Raw genomic sequence first — 20,997 nt, forward strand, 5'->3', positions numbered from 1 at the left:
GATGAATTTACTTGCCATTGACTGTTCCAACCACAATCTGTCGCTTGCCCTGCTGTGCGGCCAACAACTGCGCACGCTGCACCAGCAGGTTCGCCAGGGGCATTCCGACCACGCACTGGCAGGCATCCAGCAGTTACTGGCCGAACAGCAACTCGCGCTGCCGCAACTGGACGCCATCCTGTACGGAAAAGGGCCGGGCGCCTTTACCGGCCTGCGCATTGCCGCCGGCATTGCGCTGGGGCTGGCCACGGCGGCCAACCTGCCACTGGTAGGTATCGGCACGTTGGACGCCGTGGCCTGTGCACTGCCCGGTGGCAACGGCATGGCCGTCATCGATGCCCGCATGGGCGAAGTGTACGCAGCACGCTACCAGGACGGCGCGCAGCAGGGCGACATCAGCGTTGGCCATGCCGACGCACTGCCTCTGACAGGCATTGACAGTCTGGCTGGCGACATCACCGCGCTGTTTGAAGGCAAAGGCCTGCAACTGTTTGCCACCGAACCACAGGCGGCCGACTATATCCGCCTGTACCAGGCTCACCCGGCACGCTACCCGCACAGCCATAGTGCCGATCTACTGTATGTGCGCAACAAGATCGCCCTGACGGCGGCAGAACAGCGCGAGCAGAAACGTGGATAACGTCCTGCTGGCCTGCCACGACGATGCCGACCGCATCGCAGCGGCGGAAGCCGAAACCACGCCGCACGCGTGGAGCCGCATCATGTACGCCAGCTCGCTGGGCAGCAGCCACGACCGGGTCTGGCTATGCCAGGACGGCCAACAGATACAAGGCGCTGCCGTGCTGATGCAGGTGCTGGATGAGGCCCACCTGCAAAACTTCTTCATCCACTCTACCTGTCAGGGCCAGGGGCTGGGTTCGCAACTGTTGCAGCACGTGATGCAACAAGCCCGGCAGCAGGGGGCCAGCCAGATGTACCTGGAAGTCCGCAGCAGCAACCAGATCGCACTGTCCCTGTATGAAAAGCACGGTTTCGCACACTATGCACAACGCAAGGCCTACTACCGTAACCCGGATGGTCAGCGCGAGGATGCCGTCCTGATGAAGGTATCGCTATGAACCGCCGCGCCTTCGTGCTGCACGAAATGGGGCATAGCCCGCTGTGGTTGCGCCGTGGGCATACCCTGGCACCTACCGATAGCGTACGCGACAGCACGCCTGCTCCGGCGGCCCCTTCTGTTATCGAAACCGCAGCAGAAGCCCCCAGCGCAATCAACATCACTAGCGCTGCGACGGCCAGCCCTGCCCCTACCATGCCACCACCAGCGTTGCTCGAGCCGGCGGCGCCCACCAGTGGCGCTGACAGCCCTGCCTTGCCCGCCCACGGGGACTGGCAGGCACTGCAACGCTGCGTGGCAGATTGCCAGCGCTGCGCGCTGGCGGCGACCCGCCAGCAAGTGGTAGTTGGCCGCGGCAGCACCCAGGCGCGTGTGCTGATCGTCGGCGAAGCCCCGGGCGAGCAAGAGGACAAACAAGGGCTGCCGTTTGTCGGCAAAGCCGGCCAGTTGCTGGAAAACATGTTGGCCGCCGCCGGTATCGACAGCCAGCAAGACGTCTATATCTGTAACGTCATCAAGTGCCGGCCACCGGGTAACCGCAACCCTGCCCCTGACGAAATCGCCCACTGCCACGACTATCTGCGCTGGCAAATCGATAGCCTGCAACCAGAGATGATCGTCGCGCTGGGCCGCTTTGCCGCCCATACTCTACTGCAGACCCAAGCGCCCATCAGCAGCCTGCGCCGCCAGGTGCACCAGGCCTACGGCAAACCGTTACTGGTTACCTTCCACCCGGCCTATCTGCTACGCAGTCCGGCCGAGAAAGCCAAAGCCTGGCAGGACTGGAGCCACGTCGCACGCCTGCTACCCGCCCGCTGACATCCACCCGTTTGCACGGGCACATGCGATACCAGCGTGGCATGCGCTAGTATGGATACATTCCCTTGGCTGCCAGGATAGTGATCATGCAGAAAAAAACTTTCTATCTGCTCGTTCTGATGGAAGTGCTGCTGATCGTCACCCTGGCCATCCTGGCCGTACTACTGCTACTCCCCCTGCTGCAAACCGCGATGGCGGGCAATACATTGTTGTTGGCCGCTGGCATCGCCTGCCTGCTGGCTTGCCCTGCCTTGCTATGGAGGGTAGCCGGCCGGCTGCGGCGCGAAACAGACCGCAATACGCTGCTGCAAACACCTCAGCTGCGCGCTATCAGTTTGGGCGTATTACTGATCGGGCTGCTGCTGACAGCCGCTGGTACCCGTGAGCTGGACAAACGCATCACCCGGGAAGCGGCCGCCCGCTACGATAAACTGCATGAACGGCTGATCGCCGAAGTCTTGCGTCGCTTCACCTTGCCCGAATACGGGCTTCGCGGTGCGGCAGACGCCATTGCCGCCAGCGATGGCACCCTACTGCAAGCCACGCGCTTCCGCCGTTACTTCCAGGAGATGGACCTGAAAATCGCGTTTCCCGGGGTACGCGGTTTTGGCTTTATCGATGTCGTACCGGAAACGGCACTGGCCGCTTATGCCAGCCAGCAACAGCAACAGTCACCGCGCTTCGTGCTGCGCGACCTTGGGCCGGGCCCCATGCACTACATCATCCGGTACATCGAGCCGCACATCGAGAACCGTGAAGCCTGGGGCCTGGACCTGGCGGCCAACCCGATTGCCAGCGCCACGTTGCAACAAGCGCTGCACCGCGGCAGCTCCACCATGAGCGGCGTGCTGACTTTCCAGCGCCAGGGCCGCGAGCATGCCGGCTACCTGATGGTCTTGCCCGTATTTCGCCACGGCAGCCCAGTGCTGCCAGCGCAGCGGCCCGCAGCACTACTGGGCTATATGTACTGCCCGGTCACGCTTGATGAGCTGATGCAAGGCATTGCCGAAGCTACCGAGCAGCAACTCGACTTCGAGCTGTACGACAGCCCCATCCCCACCCCAGGCAGCCTGGTATTCGATGAAGATGGCCATATCGCGTCAGCCCGGCAGCAGCAACGCAGCTTTACCCGAGAGCAGCGCCTGACCATCGGCGGCCGTACCCTTACCTTGCGCAGCAGCAGCAGTGCATTGTTCGAGGCCAGCGTGCAGCGCACGTCAGTCTGGGTGGTCGGGACCATGGGGCTGATGATGAGCCTGCTGGCTGCACTGTCGAGTTGGCTGTTACTGCGCAACCAGCAACGGGCCGAGCAACTGGCGGCCAGCATGACGCGGGATCTGGCCTTGCTGGCCAAGGTGGCACGTCACACCACCAACGCCATCATCATCACCGACAAAGACCGCCGCATCAGCTGGGTAAATGAAGGTTTTTCCCGCCTCACCGGCTATACGCTGGACGAAGTTCGTGGCGCCTCGCCCGGCCAGATACTGCAGACCGGCAGCACCGACCCGCAAACCGTGCGCCGCATCCGCACCGCGCTGGCCGCCTTGCAGCCATTTCGCGGCAATATCCTGAACCGCAGCAAGAGCGGGCGCGAGTACTGGGTAGCCATGGAAATCCAGCCGTTGCTGGACGAACAGCAGCAACTGGAAGGCTATATGGCGATCGAAAGCGATATCAGCCTGCAGGTTGCCATCGAAGCCGATTTGCACAGCGCCCTGCTGGAGGCGCGCACCATCCGCGACATCATCCAGCAGCATTTCATTGTCTCGATTGCCGACCCGGAAGGCCGCATCACCAGCATCAATCAGGCCTTCGCCGACGTGAGCGGCTATAGCCAGCAAGAGCTGCTGGGCAAAAACCACCGCCTGCTGAATGCCGGCGTGCACGATACCGAATTCTGGCGCCAGATGTGGCACACGCTGGGCAGCGGCCAGGCGTGGCGCGGCGAAGTCTGCAACCGGCGCAAGGATGGCAGCCTGTACTGGGTGGACAGCATCATCGTGCCGTTCATGAATACGCATGGCGAGATCGAGCGCTACGTCTCGATACGACGCGACATTACGGCCAGCAAGAAGCACGAAGCCACGCTGCAGGAAGCCAAGCTGCAGGCGGAACAGGCCAACCAGGCCAAAAGCCGCTTTCTGGCCAATATGAGCCATGAAATCCGCACGCCGATGAACGCCATTCTCGGCCTGCTGCAGTTACTGCAGCACACCGGCCTGGCGCCAGAACAGCAAGACTATGCCGACAAAACCGAAGCTGCCGCCCGTTCACTGCTGGGCCTGCTGAACGACATTCTGGATTTTTCCAAGGTAGAAGCCGGCAAGATGACGCTGGACCAGCAGCCGTTCAGCCTGGAAGCGCTCATGCGCAACCTGTCGGTCATCCTGTCGGCTACCAGCCTGAACCGGCCGCTGGAAATCGTCTTCGATATGGCACCCGACCTGCCAGACCGGCTGCTGGGCGATGCCATGCGCCTGCAACAGGTACTGACCAATCTGGCCAGCAACGCCATCAAGTTCACCGAACAGGGCGAAGTGGTGGTCAGCATCCGGAAACTGGCACAAGACGGCCAGCAACTGACACTGGCGTTCAGCGTTCGCGATACCGGTATCGGCATCAGCCGCGAGCTGCACGACAAGCTGTTCCACAGTTTCAGTCAGGCCGAATCCTCTACCACGCGGCGTTTTGGCGGCACTGGTCTGGGGTTGGCCATCAGCCAGCGCATCGTGCAGCTGATGGGCAGCAAGATCGAACTGGAAAGCCAGCCCGGCCAAGGCAGCTGTTTCAGTTTTACCCTGACGCTGCCGATTGTCGAGAGTGTCGCCGCCAGCCCGCAGACGCCGGCCCTGCACGTGCTGGTCATCGACGACAATGCCATTGCCCGCGAAGCAATGCAGCACATGGCACATGCCCAGGGCTGGCAAAGCAAAGTACTGGACAGTGGAGAAGCCGTACGACAACTGCTGCAGCAGATGCAAGGCCAGCCTTTGCCCTACCAACTGGCGCTGGTGGATTGGCAAATGCCTGATATGGATGGCTGGGCGACCTGCCGGCTACTGAAAGCCTACGCACCGGCGCTGGCCATCATCATGGTCACGGCGCACAGTCACGACATGCTGGCCTCGCGGCCGGAAGCCGATCGCCAGTTGCTGGACGGTTTCCTGGTCAAGCCGCTCACCGCCCAGATGCTGCAGGAAACCGCTGTCAGACTGATGGAAAAACAAGCCAGCGCTGCCGCAGCGGTACCGCGCGAAACGGCCACGCAGCCCGCCCCGGCGGCCACCCTGCCGCTGGCCGGCTTGCGCCTGTTGCTGGTAGAGGACAATGCGACCAATCGTTTGGTCGCCAAAGGCTTACTCAGCAAGGAAGGCGCCAGCATCGACGTGGCCGAGAACGGCGCCCTGGCGGTAGAAGCAGTACGAAGAATGAACCCGCGTTACGACGCGGTACTGATGGACCTGCAAATGCCGGTGATGGACGGGCTTAGCGCCACGCAAGCCATCCGCGACACCCTGGGCGAACATACGCTACCCATCATTGCGATGACCGCCAACGCCATGGCGGCCGATCGTGACAGCTGCCTGGCCGCCGGCATGAACGACCATATCGGGAAACCGTTTGCCATTGCCGAGCTGCGCGACATGCTGCTGCGCCATATCCACGCCGTTCAGGCTGGCAGATAGGGCCTGGCAATGACGGTAAACGTCTGCCACGCTTGGTCACAGGCTTGGCAGGCCGGCTCAAGCTGCTGCGGATCGCTTACCGCGTCGCGCGCCAGCATTTCCAGTTCCCGCGCGGCCTGAGACAAACGCATCGCCCCCAGTACCGCGGCGGCACTTTTCAGCGAATGCGCAGCCCGCCGGGCCTCGGCATAGCGGGCTGCGGCCAACTGTTGATGGTATTCGGCCATCAATGAGGGCGCCTCGTCCCAGAAAGCCTGCAATGCCTCCTGGTACAAAGCCTCCATGCCCGCCATATTGGCCAGCGCGGTCGGGTAATCCAGATCGGGCAAGCTCATCATGGCACCCTAGAAAAGTTCGATATCGTTGCCATCCGTTTTGGCAGCCGGGCTGCTGGTCGCGGATTGTTTGACTTGCCCCAGTTGGGCTTCGATACGGGCCACCTCATCCGCCATTGCCTGCCCTTTCCCTGCCGCCAGCGTCAAATCACCGGCCAGCTGCTGCAGTTGCTTCAGCTGCTGCAGATGATGCCCGGCATGGCCCAGCATCTGACAGATACGGTCCTGAAACTGCAGCGATGTAATGGCCACATTGGTACTGCGCTCTACCTCGCTGGCAATCTGGTTCAGCTGGTTGACGGCCATTTCCATGCCGTGGCTCAGTTCATTGATCTGCCCCATGGTGTGTTGCACGCGCATCTTGGCTTCCAGCACATAGCTCATATCGTGCGATGCCAGCGCAGCAATACTGCCGTGCGCCTTGTCTACCATGTTTTCCACCATGTGCATGGTCTGACTGATCTGTTCATTGAAAGAATGGGTGCGCAACGACAAGGCACGCACTTCATCGGCCACCACGGCAAAGCCCCGGCCGGCTTCGCCGGCACGCGCCGCTTCAATGGCGGCATTCAGCGCCAGCATATTGGTTTGCTTGGAAATGGCGTCGATGTCGGACAGAAAGGTATGTACGCTGTGGATCTTCTGGCCGATTTCGGTCATGTGGTTGACCTGCTCGATACTGACCTGGCTGGTGCGCAGCGTGTTATCCACGAAGATTTCCATGGTCTGGTTGGCGTCATGGGCAAACCGCTCAAAACTGGCATGGCTGTCTTCTTCGGCCGTAATGCCGGTACCGATCATGCGGATGGCGATATCCTGCTGTTGTTTGGCCTGGGTGGTGATGCTGCCAAAGCTGTCGATCAGGCCGGCAATGGCGTCCTGCAATACCCGGTTAGCCAAATCCAGCTGGGCCTGCAATTGCTGTCCTTCCTGCTGCATGGCTTGCTGCAATTGCTGTTGCAACGGGCGCACGGCATCCTCTGTAGAAGGCTTGGGCTGTCGTAGCGCACTGGGAGCAGACGGCGCCCGACCGCGCAAAAACACCACCGCCAACAAGGCTACGTTCAGCAGCAAGGTCAGGACGGCAGCGGTCCAGCTCTGCATCGCCATCATGGCCAGCACGCCATGCCACACCAGCAGCAAACCCGACAGCAGGATCAAGCCCTGTACACCCCTGTTGTCACCCATAATGTCCTCTATAAATGGTCTGGCGACCGGTTGCGCCACGCGGTGCGTATTAGACCATAGCCATGCGCCTTATTGCAGCCCGGTGCAGGCAAGCCAGACCGCAGCAACAGCATTGGCACAGGCCGCTTCAAATGCATACAATTACCATAATGCATGCACGTGCCACCTGCCAGCCAGAAACCCCAACCTGCTAAAGGCCCCTCATGTCCGTTACCTATCATTTCCGGGAGCAGGAAGCCACCATCCTGGTTCACGGTCATTTCAACTTTGCCCAGCATGCAGCGTTCCGGGATGCCAGCAAGGCAGTATTGTCACTACCGGACATCAAATCCATCGAAATCAACCTGATGGACGCCGACTATCTGGACAGTTCTGCATTGGGCATGCTGCTGGTGCTGCGCGAGCAAGCCGGCGATCGCGGCATCAACCGCATCCTGATCAGTAACAGCAAGCCGGGGATCCGGCAGATTTTTGCCGTCGCACGCTTTGAAAAATTCTTCGACATCGACTGAAAGCCCCCCAATGCGAATCCTGAACGTGCTGGTAGTGGATGACAGCACCGTCAACCGGCTGATCGTCAGCCGCCTGATCAGCGCACTGGGTCACAACGTGATGACGGCCGAGGATGGCGTACAGGCACTGGCCTGCTGCGAACAGACCCCGCCGGACCTGATCCTGATGGACGTGATCATGCCGCGCATGGATGGCCTGGAGGCCACCCGGCTGATCCGCGAGCGCTTCGACAAGCAATGGATCCCCATCATCTTCCTGACCGGTAAGGTAGAGCAGGAAGACATGCTGGCCGGCCTGGAAGCCGGCGGCGACGACTACCTGACCAAGCCGGTAGACATCAAGCTGCTGACGGCCAAGATCCGCGTGATGTCGCGCATTGCCGACATGCAGCACCGCATCAGCCAGGATGCGCAACGGCTGGAAAGCTATTACCACGCCAACGAAATGGAACAGCAGCTGGCAGAGCACGTGCTGCATAACCTGTACGGCGATCGCAGCCAGACCGGCATCGAACAATGGATCCTGCCGGCGGTACAGTTCAGCGGCGACATCGTTACCGCCGCGCGCTCGCCAACCGATACCCTGCACATCATGCTGGCCGACAGTACCGGCCACGGCCTGTCGGCCGCCATCTCCTGCCTGCCGGCCGCCACGGTGTTCTACGCCATGACGCAGAAGGGCTTTGCCATCAACGCCATCGCCCGCGAGATCAACAAGAAACTGAAGCAGCACCTGCCGGTTGGCCGCTTTGTCGCGGCCACGCTGGCCGCCATCAACCCGCAGGAAAAAACCGTTACCGTCTGGAATGGCGGCATTCCGTTTGCCGCCTTCGTCGGCGAGGATGGCCGCATCGAAAAGCAGTTCCACTCCCGTAACCCGCCGCTGGGCATCCTGCGCAATGCCGACTTCGACGCCGGCGTCGAGGTCTACCGCTGGACCGCCCCCGGCCGGCTGATGATCTGCTCCGACGGGCTGACCGAAGCGCGCAGCGTGCAAAACGAGATCCTGCCGCCGGAACAGTTGGCCGCACAGCTGAACCAGCGTCACGACCAAGCGGTGCTGGCGCAGCTACGCGAACAGGTGATGGCGCACCTGGCCGGCACCGAAAACGCCGACGACATCTCGCTGGTGCTGGTGCCCTGTGCCGGCAGTTTCGGCAGCCCGCAACCGGCCGCCGCGCCACCGTCGTTTACCCAACTGAGCAACTGGCAGCTGCAACTGGATTTCGGCCCCAAGGAGCTGCGCGAAGAGCTGGGCATGGCCACCCTGCTGGGCTGGCTCAACCAGATCGGCCTCAGTGACACCCAGCTCAGCGACATGCTGCTGATCGTGACAGAGCTGTACAACAACGCCCTGGATCACGGCGTCCTGGCGCTGGACTCCAGCGAAAAGCACTCCAGCAACGGCTTTGCCAGCTACCTGCTGAACCGGGCTGGCCGGCTGTTCAATCTGGAGCAAGGCTGGATCCACGTGGCGATGGCGCACGTCACCGAGGACGGGCGGCCGCTGCTACGCCTGACCATCCGCGACAGCGGCCACGGTTTCGACCACACCCGCTACGCCCAGCACGAGCCGGACGAGCTGGCCATGCACGGGCGCGGCATCGCCCTGGTACGCCGGCTGTGCGAACGCATGCACTACCTGGACGACGGCAGCGGCGTCGAAGTGGAGTACGTGCTGCGCTAACACGGCCAGCGCTTTGTAGCGCGCAGCCACCGGCTGTTATGATGCCCGCCCCTGCCCTTGCCTCCGCCGTCATGCCCTATACCCTGTCCCACCCCGGCCACGCCGAACTGGAAATCAAGAAAAGCCGCTTTCTGGCCTGTGTCGAGCCGATGGCCGACCGCCAGGCGGCGCAGGCGCGGGTTGCGGCGCTGAAGGCCGCCCACCCGGCGGCAGCGCACGTCTGCTGGGCGCTGCTGGCTGGCGGGCACTCGGCGGCCAACGATGACGGCGAACCGTCCGGCACCGCCGGGCGGCCCATGCTGGACGTACTGCGACACCAGCAGCTGGACGGCGTACTGGCCACCGTGGTGCGCTACTACGGCGGCGTGAAGCTGGGCGCTGGCGGGTTGGTGCGCGCCTATACCGACGCTGTGGCACGGGCGCTGGACGGGGTGGCGCGCGAAGAAAAAGTGGCGCGGCAACAGCTGGCCTGCCAGGTGCCTTACGCGCAGGAAGGCCTGTTGCGCCGCCTGTTGCAACAACACGGCGCCGAGCTGCTGCTCGTCAGCCATCACGACGCGGTCACCCTGCAATTCAGCCTGCCGGCCAGCCAGGCCAGCACGCTGCAAACCCTGCTGGGCGAGGCCTGCCACGGCCAGCTGAGCTGGCTGGACGAGCCCGCATCCGGGGCCGGATAAAGAAAAACCCGGCTGCATCGGCAAGCCGGGTGAGTCGGCGATCCCGCCTTGTTACCGGACGGGCGCAACAAACGCTGCCGAGACGGCAGCAGGAGGCAAAACGCAACACATCCGGGTCAAGGGATGCTGCAGCGATTGTGCGCCCCGCCACCGGCAACGCCTATTGGGGAAACACCTAGGCGTCCTGCCTGTCCAGCCGCGCTGCAGCTGGCGGCCATCGCCCGCTCCAGCGCGGGCAGCATGCGCCATGCTGCGGCCAACCCTAGCGCGCCTTCTGCTGGCGGTAGGCCACCACGGTCTGTACCAGGTCGGCGATCGAGCGCACGCCCATCTTGTCCATCATCTTGCCGCGATGTGCCTCCACCGTTTTGATGCTGATGCCCAGCTCGTCGGCGATGATCTTGTTCATCTTGCCTTCGATCACCCGCTCCAGTACCTCGCGTTCGCGGGTGGTCAGCGTGGCCAGCCGCGTCTCGCACTGGTTGGCTTCCTGCACGCTCTGCGCCTGGTTGGCCGCCGCAGCCAGCGCGCTGTCCACCGCCGCCAGCAGCGCTTCCTGGTTGAACGGTTTTTCCAGAAAGTCGTGCGCACCGCGTTTCACCGCCTGCACCGCCATCGGCACGTCGCCGTGGCCGGTAATGAAGATCACCGGCCAGGTGTTGCCGCGCGCCTGCAGCTCTTCGTACAGCTCCAGCCCGCTCATGCCCGGCATGCGGATATCCAGGATCAGGCAGCCGCTGCCTGCCGTGGGCTGGTAGCGGGTGAGGAAACCTTCGGCGCTGTCGTGGCAGGCCACCTGGTAGTCGTGGCTTTCCAGCAGCCACAGCAGGGAGTCGCGAAAGGCCTCGTCGTCATCGACCAGGTGGATGCAAATGTTCTTGGCTGCAGTCATGGCTCAAACACCGGCAATGTAAAACGGAAAATGGTACCACCCAACGGGTGATCCTCCACTGAGAGTTGACCCTGATGGAACTCGATGATGGAGCGACAGATATTGAGGCCCATGCCCATGCCGTCGCTTTTGGTGGTAAAGAAAGCGTCGAACAGCTGCGACTTCAGCGCGTCCGGCACGCCATGGCCGCGGTCGACAATGGCCACCTCCACCCGCTTGCTGTGCTGGCGCTGCACGCTCACTTCCAGCTCGCGCTCGGCCTGCGGCAGCTGCTGCATCGCTTCCATGCCGTTCTTGATCAGGTTGAGCAGCACCTGCTCGATCAAAATGGGGTCGACATGCACCGGCGGCAGCGTGGCCGCCAGGTGTACGTTGATGGTGCTGCCCAGCCGCCGCGCCTCGATCTCGGCGATGGCCAACGCCGCATCGATGATGTCGCCGATGTCGGCCTCCTTGCGCACCGGCTCGCTCTGCTTCACGAACTCGCGCACGCGGCGCACGATCTTGCCGGCGCGCTCGGCCTGGGCGGTGATCTTTTCCATCACCGGAATCAGTGACGCTGGCGTCGCCTTGCCTTGGCGCAGGCGCTCCACGCAGCCGGCCTGGTAGTTGGCGATGGCGGAGAGCGGCTGGTTCAGTTCGTGCGCCAGCGTGGACGCCATCTCGCCCATGGTGATCAGCCGCGACGTGGCTTGCAGCTTCTGCAGCTGCTCCTGGTAACGCTGTTCGGCGTCACGCTGCTCGGTGATGTCGGTCAGGATCAGCATCTGCACGCGCTGGCCGTCCACCCAGCGTACCGGGCGGCTGCGCAGCAGGAACCAGCGACCAGGATCGTCCAGCCACAACTCCTGGTCGGTATTGGCGTGCTGCAGCATCTGGCGCAGGCGTAGATCGCAATACTCGACGCCGTCGTCTTCGCTGGCGGCGGCCAACCATTGTCGGTAGCGCTGGTTGCAGAACAGCAGCTGCTGGGTTTCCGGCCGCACCACGGCCACCGCCGCGTCCAGGCCTTCGATTACCGCGATGAAGCGCTCGTTGGCCGCTTCCAGCGCCTGCTGCGCCTCGCGCTTTTCGGTCATGTCGGTCAGCGCGGCCATCCAGCCGGTATGCACGCCATCGGCGTCGATCAGCGGCGAAATCAGCATCTGGCCGTAGAATTTTTCGCCATTCTTGCGCTGCATCACCGATTCGAACAGCTGCTGGCTATTGGCGCCCGACAGTGTGCGCCGTAGCGCGTCGTAGTTGAGCGGCGCCACGTCGGGCGACCAGTACGGGTAAGGCGGGCGCAGGCCGATCAGCTCGTCTTCGCCAAAGCCGGTAATGCGGCAGAACGCCGGGTTGACGTAGCTGATGCGGCCGTCCAGATCGATGGCGCGAATGCCCACCACCAGCGAGTCTTCCATCGCCTTGCGGAACATGTATTCGTGGCGCAAGGCCTGCTCGGCCAGTTTCTCGGCGGTGATGTCACGGCCGGACAGGTACAGCACGCCGGCGTCCGGCAGCGGGCTGATGGCCCAGGCCAGCGACAGCACGCTGCCGTCGCGGTTGATCATGCGCGTTTCCACGTAGCGGTCCACGCTGCCGGCGTCCAGCAACTGGCGCAGCATGTGGCGGGTATCTTCGCGCTGTTGCGGGTCGAGGTAGTTCAGGAACGAGGTGCCCTGCAGCTGCTCGGCGCTGTAACCCAGCCCCTGTACAAACGCCGGGTTCATGTGCAGCAGCGTGGTGTCTTCGCGCATCACCCCCAGCCATTCGCGCGACAGTTTGTAAACACGGTCGCGTTCGCGTTCGGCTTCGATACGGCGGCGGATATGGCGCGACAGGCTGAACAGCGACAGCAAGGTCAGCACCGACAAGCCGGTGATCAGCCCCAGCTGGATCAGCCGGTTTTTGTTGACGTCACCCCGCACCGGGTGCGCTTCCAGCACCAGCGAGGTGCCGCCAAAGTGAATGCTCTGCCTCACGCCCAGCGAAGGCTGGCTCTGTGCATTGCGCGCCAGCACTTGCTGGCCGGACTGCAGCGCCAGCTGATATTTTTCGGCAAACCACGACGGCGGCACCCGCCGGACGAAGGCGCCGGCCTGGTAGATGCCGATCACCATGCCGCGGAACTGGGTATCCCGGTACACCGGCACCATCAGGTCGAAACGCCACTCCCCGCCATCGCTAAGGTAGGGATCGCTAAAGCGAGCATGGCCGTCATTGCGCGCGGCGAGATAGGCGTTGATGCGCACGCCGGACAAGCCGGCACCGGCGGCGAGGCCAGACTCCTCATAAGGCGCGATCCAGCGCACGGTGTAGCTGGCGTCGGCCCATACCACGGCCGCCATTTCCGGGGTATTGCCCATAAACTGCGAAGCTTGTACCAGGAAGTCGTCTTCGTTCATGTCCTGGCGACCGATGTCGCGGGCCATCTGCGCCAGCTCGGCCTGGTGGCCGTCCAGCCGCAGGCGCATAGTCTGCTCCGCCCACAAGGTGTCCTTGGCCAGGTCGGTGCGCTGTTGTTCGTTCTCGCGGGCATCCAGCGTCCACAGCATCACGGCCATGGTGAGGAAGAACAGCACGATGGTGCTATTGGGCATCAGCCGGTAAACACGGCTACGCCGCAACGAGGTGTAAAAGCGCGAGGTACGCATGGGCATGGCAGGTTGGCCGCAGCAGGCAATGGAATGCGATAATAAGCGCCCCCCTGTTTTCACGCCATCAGGAGCCACCCGTGCGTCGTGTGATTAGCCTTTGCCTGTTGTTGCTGGCCAGCGCCCACGCTGCCGAGCCGATTCGTGTCGGGCTGTCCGGCCCGTTCAGCGGCGGCTCTTCGCCAATGGGGCTGTCGATGCGCAACGGTATCCGGCTGGCGGTAGAAGACATCAACGCCAAAGGCGGCTTGCTGGGGCGGCCAATACAGCTGGTAGAACGCGACGACCGCGGCCGGCCCGAGCTGGGCCTGCGCATCGCCAGCGAGCTCATCGACAAGCAGCGCGTGGTGGCGACTGTCGGTTTTGCCAATAGCGGCGTGGCACTGGCGTCGCAAATCCGCTACCAGCAGGCACGCATTCCGGCGATGACGGCGGTGGCGACGGCGCACATCATTACCCAGCAGTTCGCACCGCCGCGGCATGCGGCCAACTATGTGTTCCGCGTCGCCGCGTCCGATAGCCTGCAGGCACCACTGATCGTGCGCGAAGCCAAGCGCCGCGGCTTCAGCCGGGTCGCGGTGCTAAGTGACAGCAGCAATTACGGGCGGCTGGGGCAGCAAGACTTGCTGAAAGCGCTGGCCAGCGAGGGGCTGAAAGCGGTCAGCGCCGACCAGTTCAACAACGGCGAACTGGACATGAGCGTGTATCTGGAAAAAGCCCGCGCCGCCGGCGCCCAGTGCGTACTGACCTACACCATCGGCCCGGAGCTGGCGCAGATCGCCAACACGCTGGCGCAGATGGAATGGCGGGTACCCATCATCGGCAGCTGGACGCTATCGATGTCCAACTTCATCGATAACGCCGGCCCCAACGCGGTAGGGGCGCGCATGGTGCAAACCTTCATCCAGGACGGTAATACGCCGGCGCGCTTGCAGTTCATCAACCGCTATCTGCACGCCAATGGCGGCCTGCGCATCCCGTCGCCACCGTCGGCGGCACAAGGCTACGACAGCATGCTGCTGCTGGCGGCCGCCATCCGCCAGGCCGGCAGCACCGACGGCCCGGCCATCCGCCAGGCGCTGGAAAACCTGAAGCAACCCGTAGCCGGCCTGATTACCACCTATCGCAAGCCGTTCTCGGCCACCGACCACGAAGCCATCGAGCTGGACGTGCCGGTGATCGGCGAGGTACGGCAGCAACAGGTGATGTACGCCTACCCGCAAGACCGCCAGCGTCAGCCCTGAGCGCAACACAAACAAAAACACCCTGCTTGCAGGCAAGCAGGGTGTATGGGCAGAACGACAGGGTTGGCCGCAGGATCAGCGGCGTTCCTGCGTCAGCAGGTAGGCCTCCAGCGCGTGGCCGGCAGACAGGATGTGGAAGCGCAGGAACTCGGCCGCTTCGTCGGCAGCGCCCTTGCGGCACAAATCCAGCAGTTTGCTATGCTCTTCGTGCGCCCGCTCCATGGTGCGGGTAAACAGGATCTGCATACGGGTGTAGCGGTCGGTCTTGTTATGCAGCTGCTCGATCAGCGCCAGCGTGTTGGGGCGTTTGGCGGCACGGTACAGTGCCAGGTGGAAGCGCGAATTCAACTCGCCCCAGTGGCGGATGTCGTTGGTGGCCAGCGCCTGCTCGAATTCGCGCAGCGTGGCATCGGCGGCGTCGTGATCCGCCGCCACCTGACAGGGAATGGCCGCACGCAGCAGTTCGCTTTCCAGCATGGCGCGGATTTCCAGCAGCTCCAGCACGTCGTCCAGCGACAGCTTGGACACCAGCGCGCCCTTGTGGTCGATGATCTGGATCAGGCCTTCGGCTTCCAGCTGGCGCAGCGCCTCGCGCACCGGCACGCGGCTGACACCGTATTCGTTGGACAGCGCTTCCTGACGCAGTTGCTGACCGTCGGCAAACTCGCCCGAAAGAATGCGCTGGCGCAAGGATTCGGTCACGGCACTGGTGAGGGTTTGTCGTTTGATGGGCTGCATTGTGGTCATGGTCAGGTTCTGGCTATCGGATACATGCAAATGTATTCGATTATACGGTGAATTACGCTTGCGACAAGCTATTACAGATTCGGGACACCCGTTTAGCAGAAATGCATAGCAAAGCGTAACAAACACGCACTTAAGCGCCAGAATTTGCCCATCCGCACCGCCGGTAGCGGCGCAGCAGCGGCAATGAAAAAGCCCTGCTTGCATGGCAAGCAGGGCTTGATCTGGGGTGGATGATGGGGCTCGAACCCACGACAACAGGAATCACAATCCTGGACTCTACCAACTGAGCTACATCCACCACTGAAATACTGCGTACTGCACCCACATTGCGACTGGCGCGCCCGACAGGAATCGAACCCGTAACCCCCGGCTTAGAAGGCCGGTGCTCTATCCGGTTGAGCTACGGACGCTCTATCGGTGTGGTTGTGGTCGGGGCGGTGGGATTCGAACTCACGACCCTCTGCTCCCAAAGCAGATGCGCTACCAGGCTGCGCTACGCCCCGACGACAGGAGGCGAACTATACAGCCCACCCCACCCCCTGTCAACAGCAATTGCCAAAAATCTGCATGGTTTTTTGCTGCGGCCGGGCTACCCGCAAAAACGACAGCGGGAACGCCTGCGTCATAGCCCTGCTGCACTGCAAAAAGAAAGCGGCTCAAACCCTTGAAACCATTGAGCAAGCACCCTAAAAAATGAGAAAATCCCGCCTTCGTTTCTCTATTACCTTAATGGTGGACTGCAGCATGGCGGCACAACTCATCGACGGCAAGGCCGTTGCCGAAACCCTGATCAACCGCGTACGCGAAGGCGTTGACGCCCGTCTGGCAGCCGGCAAGCGCGCGCCGGCCCTGGCGGTGATTCTGGTAGGCGACGACCCGGCATCCGGCATCTACGTCAACAACAAGAAGCGCTCGTGTGAAAAAGCCGGTGTGCGCTCGCTGTCGTACGAACTGCCGGGCAGCACCAGCCAGGAAGAACTGCTGGCCATCATCGACCAGCTGAACGCCGACGATAGCGTGGACGGCATTCTGGTGCAGCTGCCGCTGCCGAAGCAGATCGACCCGCAACTGGTGATCGAACGCATCAACCCCAAAAAGGACGTGGACGGCTTCCACCCCTACAATATGGGCCGCCTGGCCATCAAGATGCCGCAACTGCGCCCGTGCACCCCGCGCGGCGTGATGACGCTGCTGGAAGAGTACGGTATCGACCCGAAAGGCAAGAACGTGGTGATCGTCGGCGCCTCCAACATCGTTGGCCGCCCGCAAGCCCTGGAAATGCTGCTGGCCCGCGCCACCGTTACCGTGTGCCATAGCGCCACTGCCGATCTGGCCGGTGAGGTTGGCCGCGCCGACATCGTGGTTGCCGCCGTCGGCATCCCCAACTTCGTGAAAGCCGCTTGGCTGAAACCGGGTGCCGTAGTGATCGACGTGGGTATCAACCGTCTGGATAGCGGCAAGATCTGCGGCGACGTCGAATTCGACGCTGCCCGCGAAGTGGCCAGCTACATCACCCCGGTACCGGGCGGCGTCGGTCCGATGACCATTGCCACCCTGTTGCAGAACACGCTGGATTCGGCCAATCTCAACGCCTGACGCAGACACCCCAAGCCGCACGCCGCCGTCTGTCGTTACAGCCGGCGGCGTTTTTCATCTGCCCCCAACAAAACCTACAGACAAAGAGTCAAACCATGAGTAACCGTCATTCTGCCACCCTGCTGATCAGCTGCCCGGACAGCCACGGCCTGGTGGCAGCCATTGCCAACTTCCTGCTGACCTATAACGCCAACATCCTGCACGCCGACCAGCACCAGGACCCGGTGGAAAACCTGTTCCTGATGCGCGTGCAATGGGACCTGAACGGCTTTAGCCTGCCGATGGACAGCTTCGACGCGGCCTTTGCCCCGATCGCCGAAAAGCACAATATGCAGTGGCAGGTGTCGCTGTCGGTACGCAAGCCGCGCATGGCGATTTTTGTCTCCAAGTACGAACACTGCCTGGTCGACCTGCTGCACCGCCACAGCATTGGCGAGCTGGACTGCGACATCCCGCTGATCATCTCCAACCACGACGACTGCCGCCGCCTGGCAGAATTCCACGGCATCCCGTTCCATGTGATCAACGTCACCAAGGAAAACAAGGCCGAAGCCGAAGCGCAGCAGTGGGCCCTGTTGGAAGCCGCCGATGTCGACCTGATCGTGCTGGCGCGTTACATGCAGGTGCTGTCGCAGAAATTTGTCGAGCGCTACCCGCATCGCGTCATCAACATCCACCACAGCTTCCTGCCGGCTTTCGACGGCGCCAAACCTTACCACCGCGCCTTTGCCCGCGGCGTGAAGCTGATCGGTGCCACCAGCCACTACGTCACCGAAATCCTGGACGACGGCCCGATCATCGAGCAGGAAGTAACGCGCATTTCGCACCGTGACGACGTGGACGACCTGATCCAGAAAGGTCGCGACCTGGAGCGCATCGTGCTGTCGCGTGCCGTGCGCTGGCACCTGGAAAACCGCATCCTGGCGTACAACAACAAGACCGTGATCTTCGACTAAGCATGAATGTGCCGCTCATCCACGACGCCATCGATCTGCTGCGCTGGCGCACCGCCCCGCTGGCGCAATACCAGTACCCGCTGTCTCACCTGCTGATCGCCTACGCCGCGCTCGGCATCATGAGTGCAGCCACGGCGCACGCCAGCGGCGCCACCGGCGACCCGCTGCAGCTGTCGTTTTTCTTTGCGCTGTACGTGATGATGGAAACGTCGCTTTACGCCACCTTCATGCGCTGGTGGCTGCGCCGTGGCGGCACAGTAGTCGCCATGCCGCTGCTCGGCCTGGTGACGGCGGCCAACCTGATCAAGCTGCTGGAGCCGCTGACCAGCTGGCTGCCGGACGACGTGGGCCAGGGCATGGCGATGGTACTCAGTGCGCTGGGGCTGATCATCGTGCTGCGTGCACTGTCGCGCACCACCGGCGCCAGCCTGCTGCGCACGCTGACCGGCACCTTGCTGTTTGCGCCGGTGGCGCTGCTGTTGATGTTCAGCCTGCTGAACGTGGCCACCAGCATGGGGGTAGCGGTGTTTCCGCCAGAGGTGATGCAGCAGATCAGCCAAGTTGGCTAGGCGCTAGCGCTGCCAACAGGCCTGCGGCCAACTCATGACAAAGCCTGCTGGCAATGCAAGCAGGCTTTGTGTCCATGGCGGCAGCCGCCATCCTGGCCAGCAAGGGCTCAGGGTTCTTCCTGCGGCGCGGCCGCCAGGGTGGTACGCAAGCTGCGCTGCACCGCGTCGGCCGCCAGTGCGCTTTGCCACATGGCGTGAAACGCCCCATCGCGGTACAGCGCGAACGCCGGCAGCTGGAACAGCTCGAAACGGCTGGCCAGAGCCTGGGCTTGTGCCACGTCGGCGTACCACAACTGCACGCTGCCCTCGTCCAGCCACTGTGGCAGCATGGCCTGCCAGCCACGGCACGCACCGCAATGCGGCTGGCCAAACATCACCAGGCTGATACCGCGCGTGGCGGCCAGGCGGGCGTCAAAATCGAACTCGTCCAGCGTTTGCCAGGCCGGCATCAATCCACCTTGGCGATATAGCGTGCCAGCTGCAGGAAGGCACGCACCGCGTCGCTCTTGGGCCCGGTTTCGCCGCGCAGCTTGGCATAGCGCCGCAGGATGGCGCGCGACTCGATATGAATGTCCATCGTGCTGTCCGGCGAATCCACCACCGTCAGGCGTGCACCGCCCTCTTGCAGCCGGGCCTGGCCCTGGGCAATACACAGGTAAACCTTGTGCGCATTGTGTTGGGTAACGTGGTCAAACAGGTACAGCATGGAATTGATGCGCAAACCGGTGTATTCACGAATGTGGCGCAGCAAGGCTTGCGATCGCAGCTCGCCGCGCTGGGATACCCCGCCCGGCAGGGTAAAACGGCCACTGGCCGGCGCCGTCATCAAGACACCATCCGGCAGCTCGATGATGGCCGTCGCGCGGCGCGGCAAGCTGGGAGACAGCCTGGCGTCAACGCGCGGTTCTCTAGTAAAACTCATAAAATTCAGTACCACCCAAAAATAGAAACAACTCAAATACTTGGCCGCGATTGTAAACACTGCCGGCAAGCAGCGGCAAATGCCATCCTAATGAAATAGCAGGCAGTCTTGGCTTTTGCCCGCCATTGGGTACAATCGCCTCCCCCTGCCGCCCTTGCATCCAGAAAGAACTGCGCATGACCCAGCCCAGCACTTCCCTCCCCCGCATCGCCGTTATCGGTGGCGGCCCGGCCGGCCTGATGGCCGCCGAAACGCTGCTGCAAGCCGGCGTGACGGTAGACGTCTTCGACGCCATGCCGTCGCCCGGGCGCAAGTTCCTGCTGGCCGGCGTCGGCGGCATGAACATTACCCATAGCGAAGCGCAGGACGCGTTCTATCGTCGCTATGGCCCGCGCCAGGCCGCGCTGGCGCCGATGCTGGATGCGTTCAACGCCGACGCGCTGCGTGCCTGGGTACACGGGCTGGGCATCGAGACCTTTGTTGGCAGCTCGGGTAAGGTGTTTCCGCGCGAGATGAAAGCCGCTCCGCTACTGCGTGCCTGGCTGGCACGCTTGCGCGAAGCCGGCATGCAGCTGCACGTCCGCCATCGCTGGCAAGGCTGGCAAGCCGACGGCAGCCTGCGCTTTGTCACACCGGACGGGGAAGCCTGCTGGCAGGGCGATGCCGTCATCCTGGCTCTGGGCGGTGGCAGCTGGGCCAAGCTCGGCTCCGACGGCCGCTGGGTGCCGCTGCTAGCCGAACGCGGCGTGGACATTGCCCCGCTACAGGCGGCCAACTGCGGCTTCGAACGGCCGTGGAGCGAACACTTTGCCACCAAGTTTGCCGGCGCTGCGCTAAAAGGCGTCACGCTGTCGTTCGTGGACGCCTGCGGCCAACCTTGCAGCCGCCGCGGCGAATTCGTGCTGACGGCCAGCGGCGTGGAAGGCAACCTGATCTATGCCTTCAGCGCCGCCATCCGCGACGCCATCGCGCGCGACGGCCAGGCCACGGTCTGGCTGGACCTGCTGCCCGACCGCAGCCCGGAACGCCTGCTGGCCGAGCTGCAACGCGGCCGGGGTGCCGCCTCGCTGGCCAACCACCTGCGCAAGCAATGCGGACTGGACGGCGCCAAAGCCGGCCTGCTGCGCGAGTTGCTGGACAAGGACAGCTTTACCGACATGGCCACGCTGGCCAAGGCCATCAAGGCGCTGCCATTGACCCTGTACACGGCGCGCCCGCTGGACGAAGCGATCAGCACCGCCGGCGGTGTACGATTCGAGGCGTTGGACGAATACGGCATGCTGCGTGCCGTACCGGGCACGTTCTGCGCGGGTGAAATGCTGGACTGGGAGGCGCCGACCGGTGGTTACCTGCTGACAGCTTGCTTCGCCAGCGGCAAGGCGGCAGCCCACGGCGCACTGCACTGGTTGGCCACAACCACCTGCCACAGCCGCAAATGAACGACCATCAC

The 20,997-nt window shown here is 63.0% G+C and carries 20 protein-coding genes and 3 tRNA genes; 12 read left to right on the top strand and 11 right to left on the bottom strand.

Translation table 11 applies throughout. The annotated features are described in order from the left end of the window. Position 1: 1 nt before the first annotated feature. The 4 genes from tsaB to FLQ03_RS02750 all read left to right on the top strand — a co-directional run bounded on the left by tsaB (position 2) and on the right by FLQ03_RS02750 (position 5,586). Positions 2–640 (top strand): tRNA (adenosine(37)-N6)-threonylcarbamoyltransferase complex dimerization subunit type 1 TsaB, encoded by a 639-nt coding sequence (tsaB, locus tag FLQ03_RS02735; RefSeq protein ID WP_144371866.1) that lies wholly within the window; start codon positions 2–4, stop codon positions 638–640. Then, entirely contained in the window at positions 633–1,079 is a 447-nt protein-coding gene (rimI, locus tag FLQ03_RS02740; RefSeq protein WP_144371867.1) for a ribosomal protein S18-alanine N-acetyltransferase, read from the top strand. The genes tsaB and rimI overlap by 8 nt, the downstream gene beginning before the upstream one ends. Continuing rightward, positions 1,076–1,897 (top strand): uracil-DNA glycosylase, encoded by an 822-nt coding sequence (locus tag FLQ03_RS02745; RefSeq protein WP_144371868.1) that lies wholly within the window; start codon positions 1,076–1,078, stop codon positions 1,895–1,897. Before rimI ends, FLQ03_RS02745 begins: the two co-directional genes overlap by 4 nt. A gap of 86 nt (positions 1,898–1,983) precedes the next feature. Further along, the gene (locus tag FLQ03_RS02750) at positions 1,984–5,586 is read left to right on the top strand and encodes a CHASE domain-containing hybrid sensor histidine kinase/response regulator (RefSeq protein WP_144371869.1); all 3,603 of its coding nucleotides are present in this window, start codon (positions 1,984–1,986) and stop codon (positions 5,584–5,586) included. Here the strand turns inward: FLQ03_RS02750 and FLQ03_RS02755 are convergent. Both FLQ03_RS02755 and FLQ03_RS02760 read right to left on the bottom strand, forming a co-directional pair. After that, complete coding sequence (locus FLQ03_RS02755) at positions 5,571–5,921, bottom strand: Hpt domain-containing protein (protein WP_170252289.1); 351 nt, start codon at positions 5,919–5,921, stop codon at positions 5,571–5,573. The two genes, FLQ03_RS02750 and FLQ03_RS02755, sit on opposite strands and share 16 nt — an antisense overlap. Before the next feature lie 9 nt (positions 5,922–5,930). After that, positions 5,931–7,109 carry a methyl-accepting chemotaxis protein gene (locus FLQ03_RS02760; RefSeq protein ID WP_144371871.1) on the bottom strand — a complete coding sequence of 393 codons (1,179 nt, stop codon included), beginning with the start codon at positions 7,107–7,109 and terminating at the stop codon, positions 5,931–5,933. A 203-nt stretch (positions 7,110–7,312) separates the two neighbouring features. Between FLQ03_RS02760 and FLQ03_RS02765 the strand changes: the two genes are divergently transcribed. From FLQ03_RS02765 to FLQ03_RS02775, 3 genes are all read left to right on the top strand, one after another. Continuing rightward, complete coding sequence (locus tag FLQ03_RS02765) at positions 7,313–7,621, top strand: STAS domain-containing protein (protein ID WP_144371872.1); 309 nt, start codon at positions 7,313–7,315, stop codon at positions 7,619–7,621. A 10-nt stretch (positions 7,622–7,631) separates the two neighbouring features. Then, positions 7,632–9,308 carry a fused response regulator/phosphatase gene (locus FLQ03_RS02770; protein WP_144371873.1) on the top strand — a complete coding sequence of 559 codons (1,677 nt, stop codon included), beginning with the start codon at positions 7,632–7,634 and terminating at the stop codon, positions 9,306–9,308. Between the two features lie 71 nt (positions 9,309–9,379). Beyond that, positions 9,380–9,985 (top strand): IMPACT family protein, encoded by a 606-nt coding sequence (locus tag FLQ03_RS02775; RefSeq protein ID WP_144371874.1) that lies wholly within the window; start codon positions 9,380–9,382, stop codon positions 9,983–9,985. Positions 9,986–10,247: 262 nt separating this feature from the next. Here the strand turns inward: FLQ03_RS02775 and FLQ03_RS02780 are convergent, their stop codons facing one another. Both FLQ03_RS02780 and FLQ03_RS02785 read right to left on the bottom strand, forming a co-directional pair. Then, positions 10,248–10,877, bottom strand: coding sequence for a response regulator transcription factor (locus FLQ03_RS02780; protein ID WP_144371875.1), 630 nt, complete (start codon positions 10,875–10,877; stop codon positions 10,248–10,250). Then, a complete protein-coding gene (locus tag FLQ03_RS02785) occupies positions 10,874–13,519 on the bottom strand; it encodes a PAS domain S-box protein (protein ID WP_240802185.1) in 2,646 nt (881 codons plus the stop codon). Before FLQ03_RS02785 ends, FLQ03_RS02780 begins: the two co-directional genes overlap by 4 nt. Before the next feature lie 74 nt (positions 13,520–13,593). On the opposite strand from FLQ03_RS02785, the gene FLQ03_RS02790 reads away from it, so the two are divergent. Beyond that, positions 13,594–14,757: an ABC transporter substrate-binding protein gene (locus FLQ03_RS02790; protein WP_206210835.1), complete on the top strand. Its 1,164-nt coding sequence runs from the start codon at positions 13,594–13,596 to the stop codon at positions 14,755–14,757. Between the two features lie 75 nt (positions 14,758–14,832). On the opposite strand, the gene FLQ03_RS02795 is transcribed toward FLQ03_RS02790, so the two are convergent. From FLQ03_RS02795 to FLQ03_RS02810, 4 genes are all read right to left on the bottom strand, one after another. Then, a complete protein-coding gene (locus FLQ03_RS02795; RefSeq protein WP_144371876.1) occupies positions 14,833–15,504 on the bottom strand; it encodes a GntR family transcriptional regulator in 672 nt (223 codons plus the stop codon). Positions 15,505–15,726: 222 nt separating this feature from the next. Beyond that, positions 15,727–15,802 (bottom strand) — tRNA-His (locus FLQ03_RS02800). Between the two features lie 35 nt (positions 15,803–15,837). Beyond that, positions 15,838–15,914, bottom strand: a tRNA-Arg gene (locus FLQ03_RS02805). 16 nt (positions 15,915–15,930) lie between these two features. Then, positions 15,931–16,007, bottom strand: a tRNA-Pro gene (locus FLQ03_RS02810). 241 nt (positions 16,008–16,248) lie between these two features. Between FLQ03_RS02810 and folD the strand changes: the two genes are divergently transcribed. The 3 genes from folD (at position 16,249) to FLQ03_RS02825 (ending at position 18,625) form a co-directional block, all read left to right on the top strand. Further along, positions 16,249–17,100, top strand: coding sequence for a bifunctional methylenetetrahydrofolate dehydrogenase/methenyltetrahydrofolate cyclohydrolase FolD (gene folD, locus FLQ03_RS02815; RefSeq protein WP_144371877.1), 852 nt, complete (start codon positions 16,249–16,251; stop codon positions 17,098–17,100). A 95-nt stretch (positions 17,101–17,195) separates the two neighbouring features. Then, complete coding sequence (gene purU, locus FLQ03_RS02820; RefSeq protein WP_144371878.1) at positions 17,196–18,056, top strand: formyltetrahydrofolate deformylase; 861 nt, start codon at positions 17,196–17,198, stop codon at positions 18,054–18,056. A gap of 2 nt (positions 18,057–18,058) precedes the next feature. Next, positions 18,059–18,625 carry a hypothetical protein gene (locus tag FLQ03_RS02825; RefSeq protein ID WP_144371879.1) on the top strand — a complete coding sequence of 189 codons (567 nt, stop codon included), beginning with the start codon at positions 18,059–18,061 and terminating at the stop codon, positions 18,623–18,625. A 107-nt stretch (positions 18,626–18,732) separates the two neighbouring features. Here FLQ03_RS02825 and FLQ03_RS02830 read toward each other — a convergent pair whose 3' ends face one another. Genes FLQ03_RS02830 through FLQ03_RS02840 form a run of 3 tightly spaced genes read right to left on the bottom strand, consistent with a single transcriptional unit; the run spans position 18,733 to position 19,725 of the window. Further along, on the bottom strand, positions 18,733–19,074 hold the full coding sequence (locus tag FLQ03_RS02830) for a thioredoxin family protein (protein WP_144371880.1): 342 nt from the start codon (positions 19,072–19,074) through the stop codon (positions 18,733–18,735). Next, positions 19,074–19,547 carry an NUDIX hydrolase gene (locus FLQ03_RS02835; RefSeq protein WP_206210836.1) on the bottom strand — a complete coding sequence of 158 codons (474 nt, stop codon included), beginning with the start codon at positions 19,545–19,547 and terminating at the stop codon, positions 19,074–19,076. The genes FLQ03_RS02830 and FLQ03_RS02835 overlap by 1 nt, the downstream gene beginning before the upstream one ends. Beyond that, complete coding sequence (locus FLQ03_RS02840; protein WP_144371881.1) at positions 19,534–19,725, bottom strand: hypothetical protein; 192 nt, start codon at positions 19,723–19,725, stop codon at positions 19,534–19,536. Before FLQ03_RS02840 ends, FLQ03_RS02835 begins: the two co-directional genes overlap by 14 nt. Between FLQ03_RS02840 and FLQ03_RS02845 the strand changes: the two genes are divergently transcribed. Further along, complete coding sequence (locus FLQ03_RS02845; RefSeq protein ID WP_144371882.1) at positions 19,724–20,986, top strand: TIGR03862 family flavoprotein; 1,263 nt, start codon at positions 19,724–19,726, stop codon at positions 20,984–20,986. The two genes, FLQ03_RS02840 and FLQ03_RS02845, sit on opposite strands and share 2 nt — an antisense overlap. Positions 20,987–20,997: the final 11 nt, after the last annotated feature.

This window comes from Vogesella urethralis (genome assembly GCF_007644045.2).
Taxonomy (GTDB): Bacteria; Pseudomonadota; Gammaproteobacteria; order Burkholderiales; family Chromobacteriaceae; genus Vogesella; species Vogesella urethralis.

Bases quoted from the DNA above. Each gene is read 5' to 3' on its own strand.
- tsaB (WP_144371866.1), top strand. From the start codon at position 2: ATGAATTTACTTGCCATTGACTGTTCCAACCACAATCTGTCGCTTGCC.
- FLQ03_RS02745 (WP_144371868.1), top strand. From the start codon at position 1,076: ATGAACCGCCGCGCCTTCGTGCTGCACGAAATGGGGCATAGCCCGCTG.
- FLQ03_RS02750 (WP_144371869.1), top strand. From the start codon at position 1,984: ATGCAGAAAAAAACTTTCTATCTGCTCGTTCTGATGGAAGTGCTGCTG.
- FLQ03_RS02755 (WP_170252289.1), bottom strand. From the start codon at position 5,921: ATGAGCTTGCCCGATCTGGATTACCCGACCGCGCTGGCCAATATGGCG.
- FLQ03_RS02760 (WP_144371871.1), bottom strand. From the start codon at position 7,109: ATGGGTGACAACAGGGGTGTACAGGGCTTGATCCTGCTGTCGGGTTTG.
- FLQ03_RS02765 (WP_144371872.1), top strand. From the start codon at position 7,313: ATGTCCGTTACCTATCATTTCCGGGAGCAGGAAGCCACCATCCTGGTT.
- FLQ03_RS02770 (WP_144371873.1), top strand. From the start codon at position 7,632: ATGCGAATCCTGAACGTGCTGGTAGTGGATGACAGCACCGTCAACCGG.
- FLQ03_RS02775 (WP_144371874.1), top strand. From the start codon at position 9,380: ATGCCCTATACCCTGTCCCACCCCGGCCACGCCGAACTGGAAATCAAG.
- FLQ03_RS02780 (WP_144371875.1), bottom strand. From the start codon at position 10,877: ATGACTGCAGCCAAGAACATTTGCATCCACCTGGTCGATGACGACGAG.
- FLQ03_RS02785 (WP_240802185.1), bottom strand. From the start codon at position 13,519: ATGCCCATGCGTACCTCGCGCTTTTACACCTCGTTGCGGCGTAGCCGT.
- FLQ03_RS02795 (WP_144371876.1), bottom strand. From the start codon at position 15,504: ATGACCACAATGCAGCCCATCAAACGACAAACCCTCACCAGTGCCGTG.
- folD (WP_144371877.1), top strand. From the start codon at position 16,249: ATGGCGGCACAACTCATCGACGGCAAGGCCGTTGCCGAAACCCTGATC.
- purU (WP_144371878.1), top strand. From the start codon at position 17,196: ATGAGTAACCGTCATTCTGCCACCCTGCTGATCAGCTGCCCGGACAGC.
- FLQ03_RS02825 (WP_144371879.1), top strand. From the start codon at position 18,059: ATGAATGTGCCGCTCATCCACGACGCCATCGATCTGCTGCGCTGGCGC.
- FLQ03_RS02830 (WP_144371880.1), bottom strand. From the start codon at position 19,074: ATGCCGGCCTGGCAAACGCTGGACGAGTTCGATTTTGACGCCCGCCTG.
- FLQ03_RS02835 (WP_206210836.1), bottom strand. From the start codon at position 19,547: ATGAGTTTTACTAGAGAACCGCGCGTTGACGCCAGGCTGTCTCCCAGC.
- FLQ03_RS02845 (WP_144371882.1), top strand. From the start codon at position 19,724: ATGACCCAGCCCAGCACTTCCCTCCCCCGCATCGCCGTTATCGGTGGC.
- FLQ03_RS02840 (WP_144371881.1), bottom strand. From the start codon at position 19,725: ATGCGCAGTTCTTTCTGGATGCAAGGGCGGCAGGGGGAGGCGATTGTA.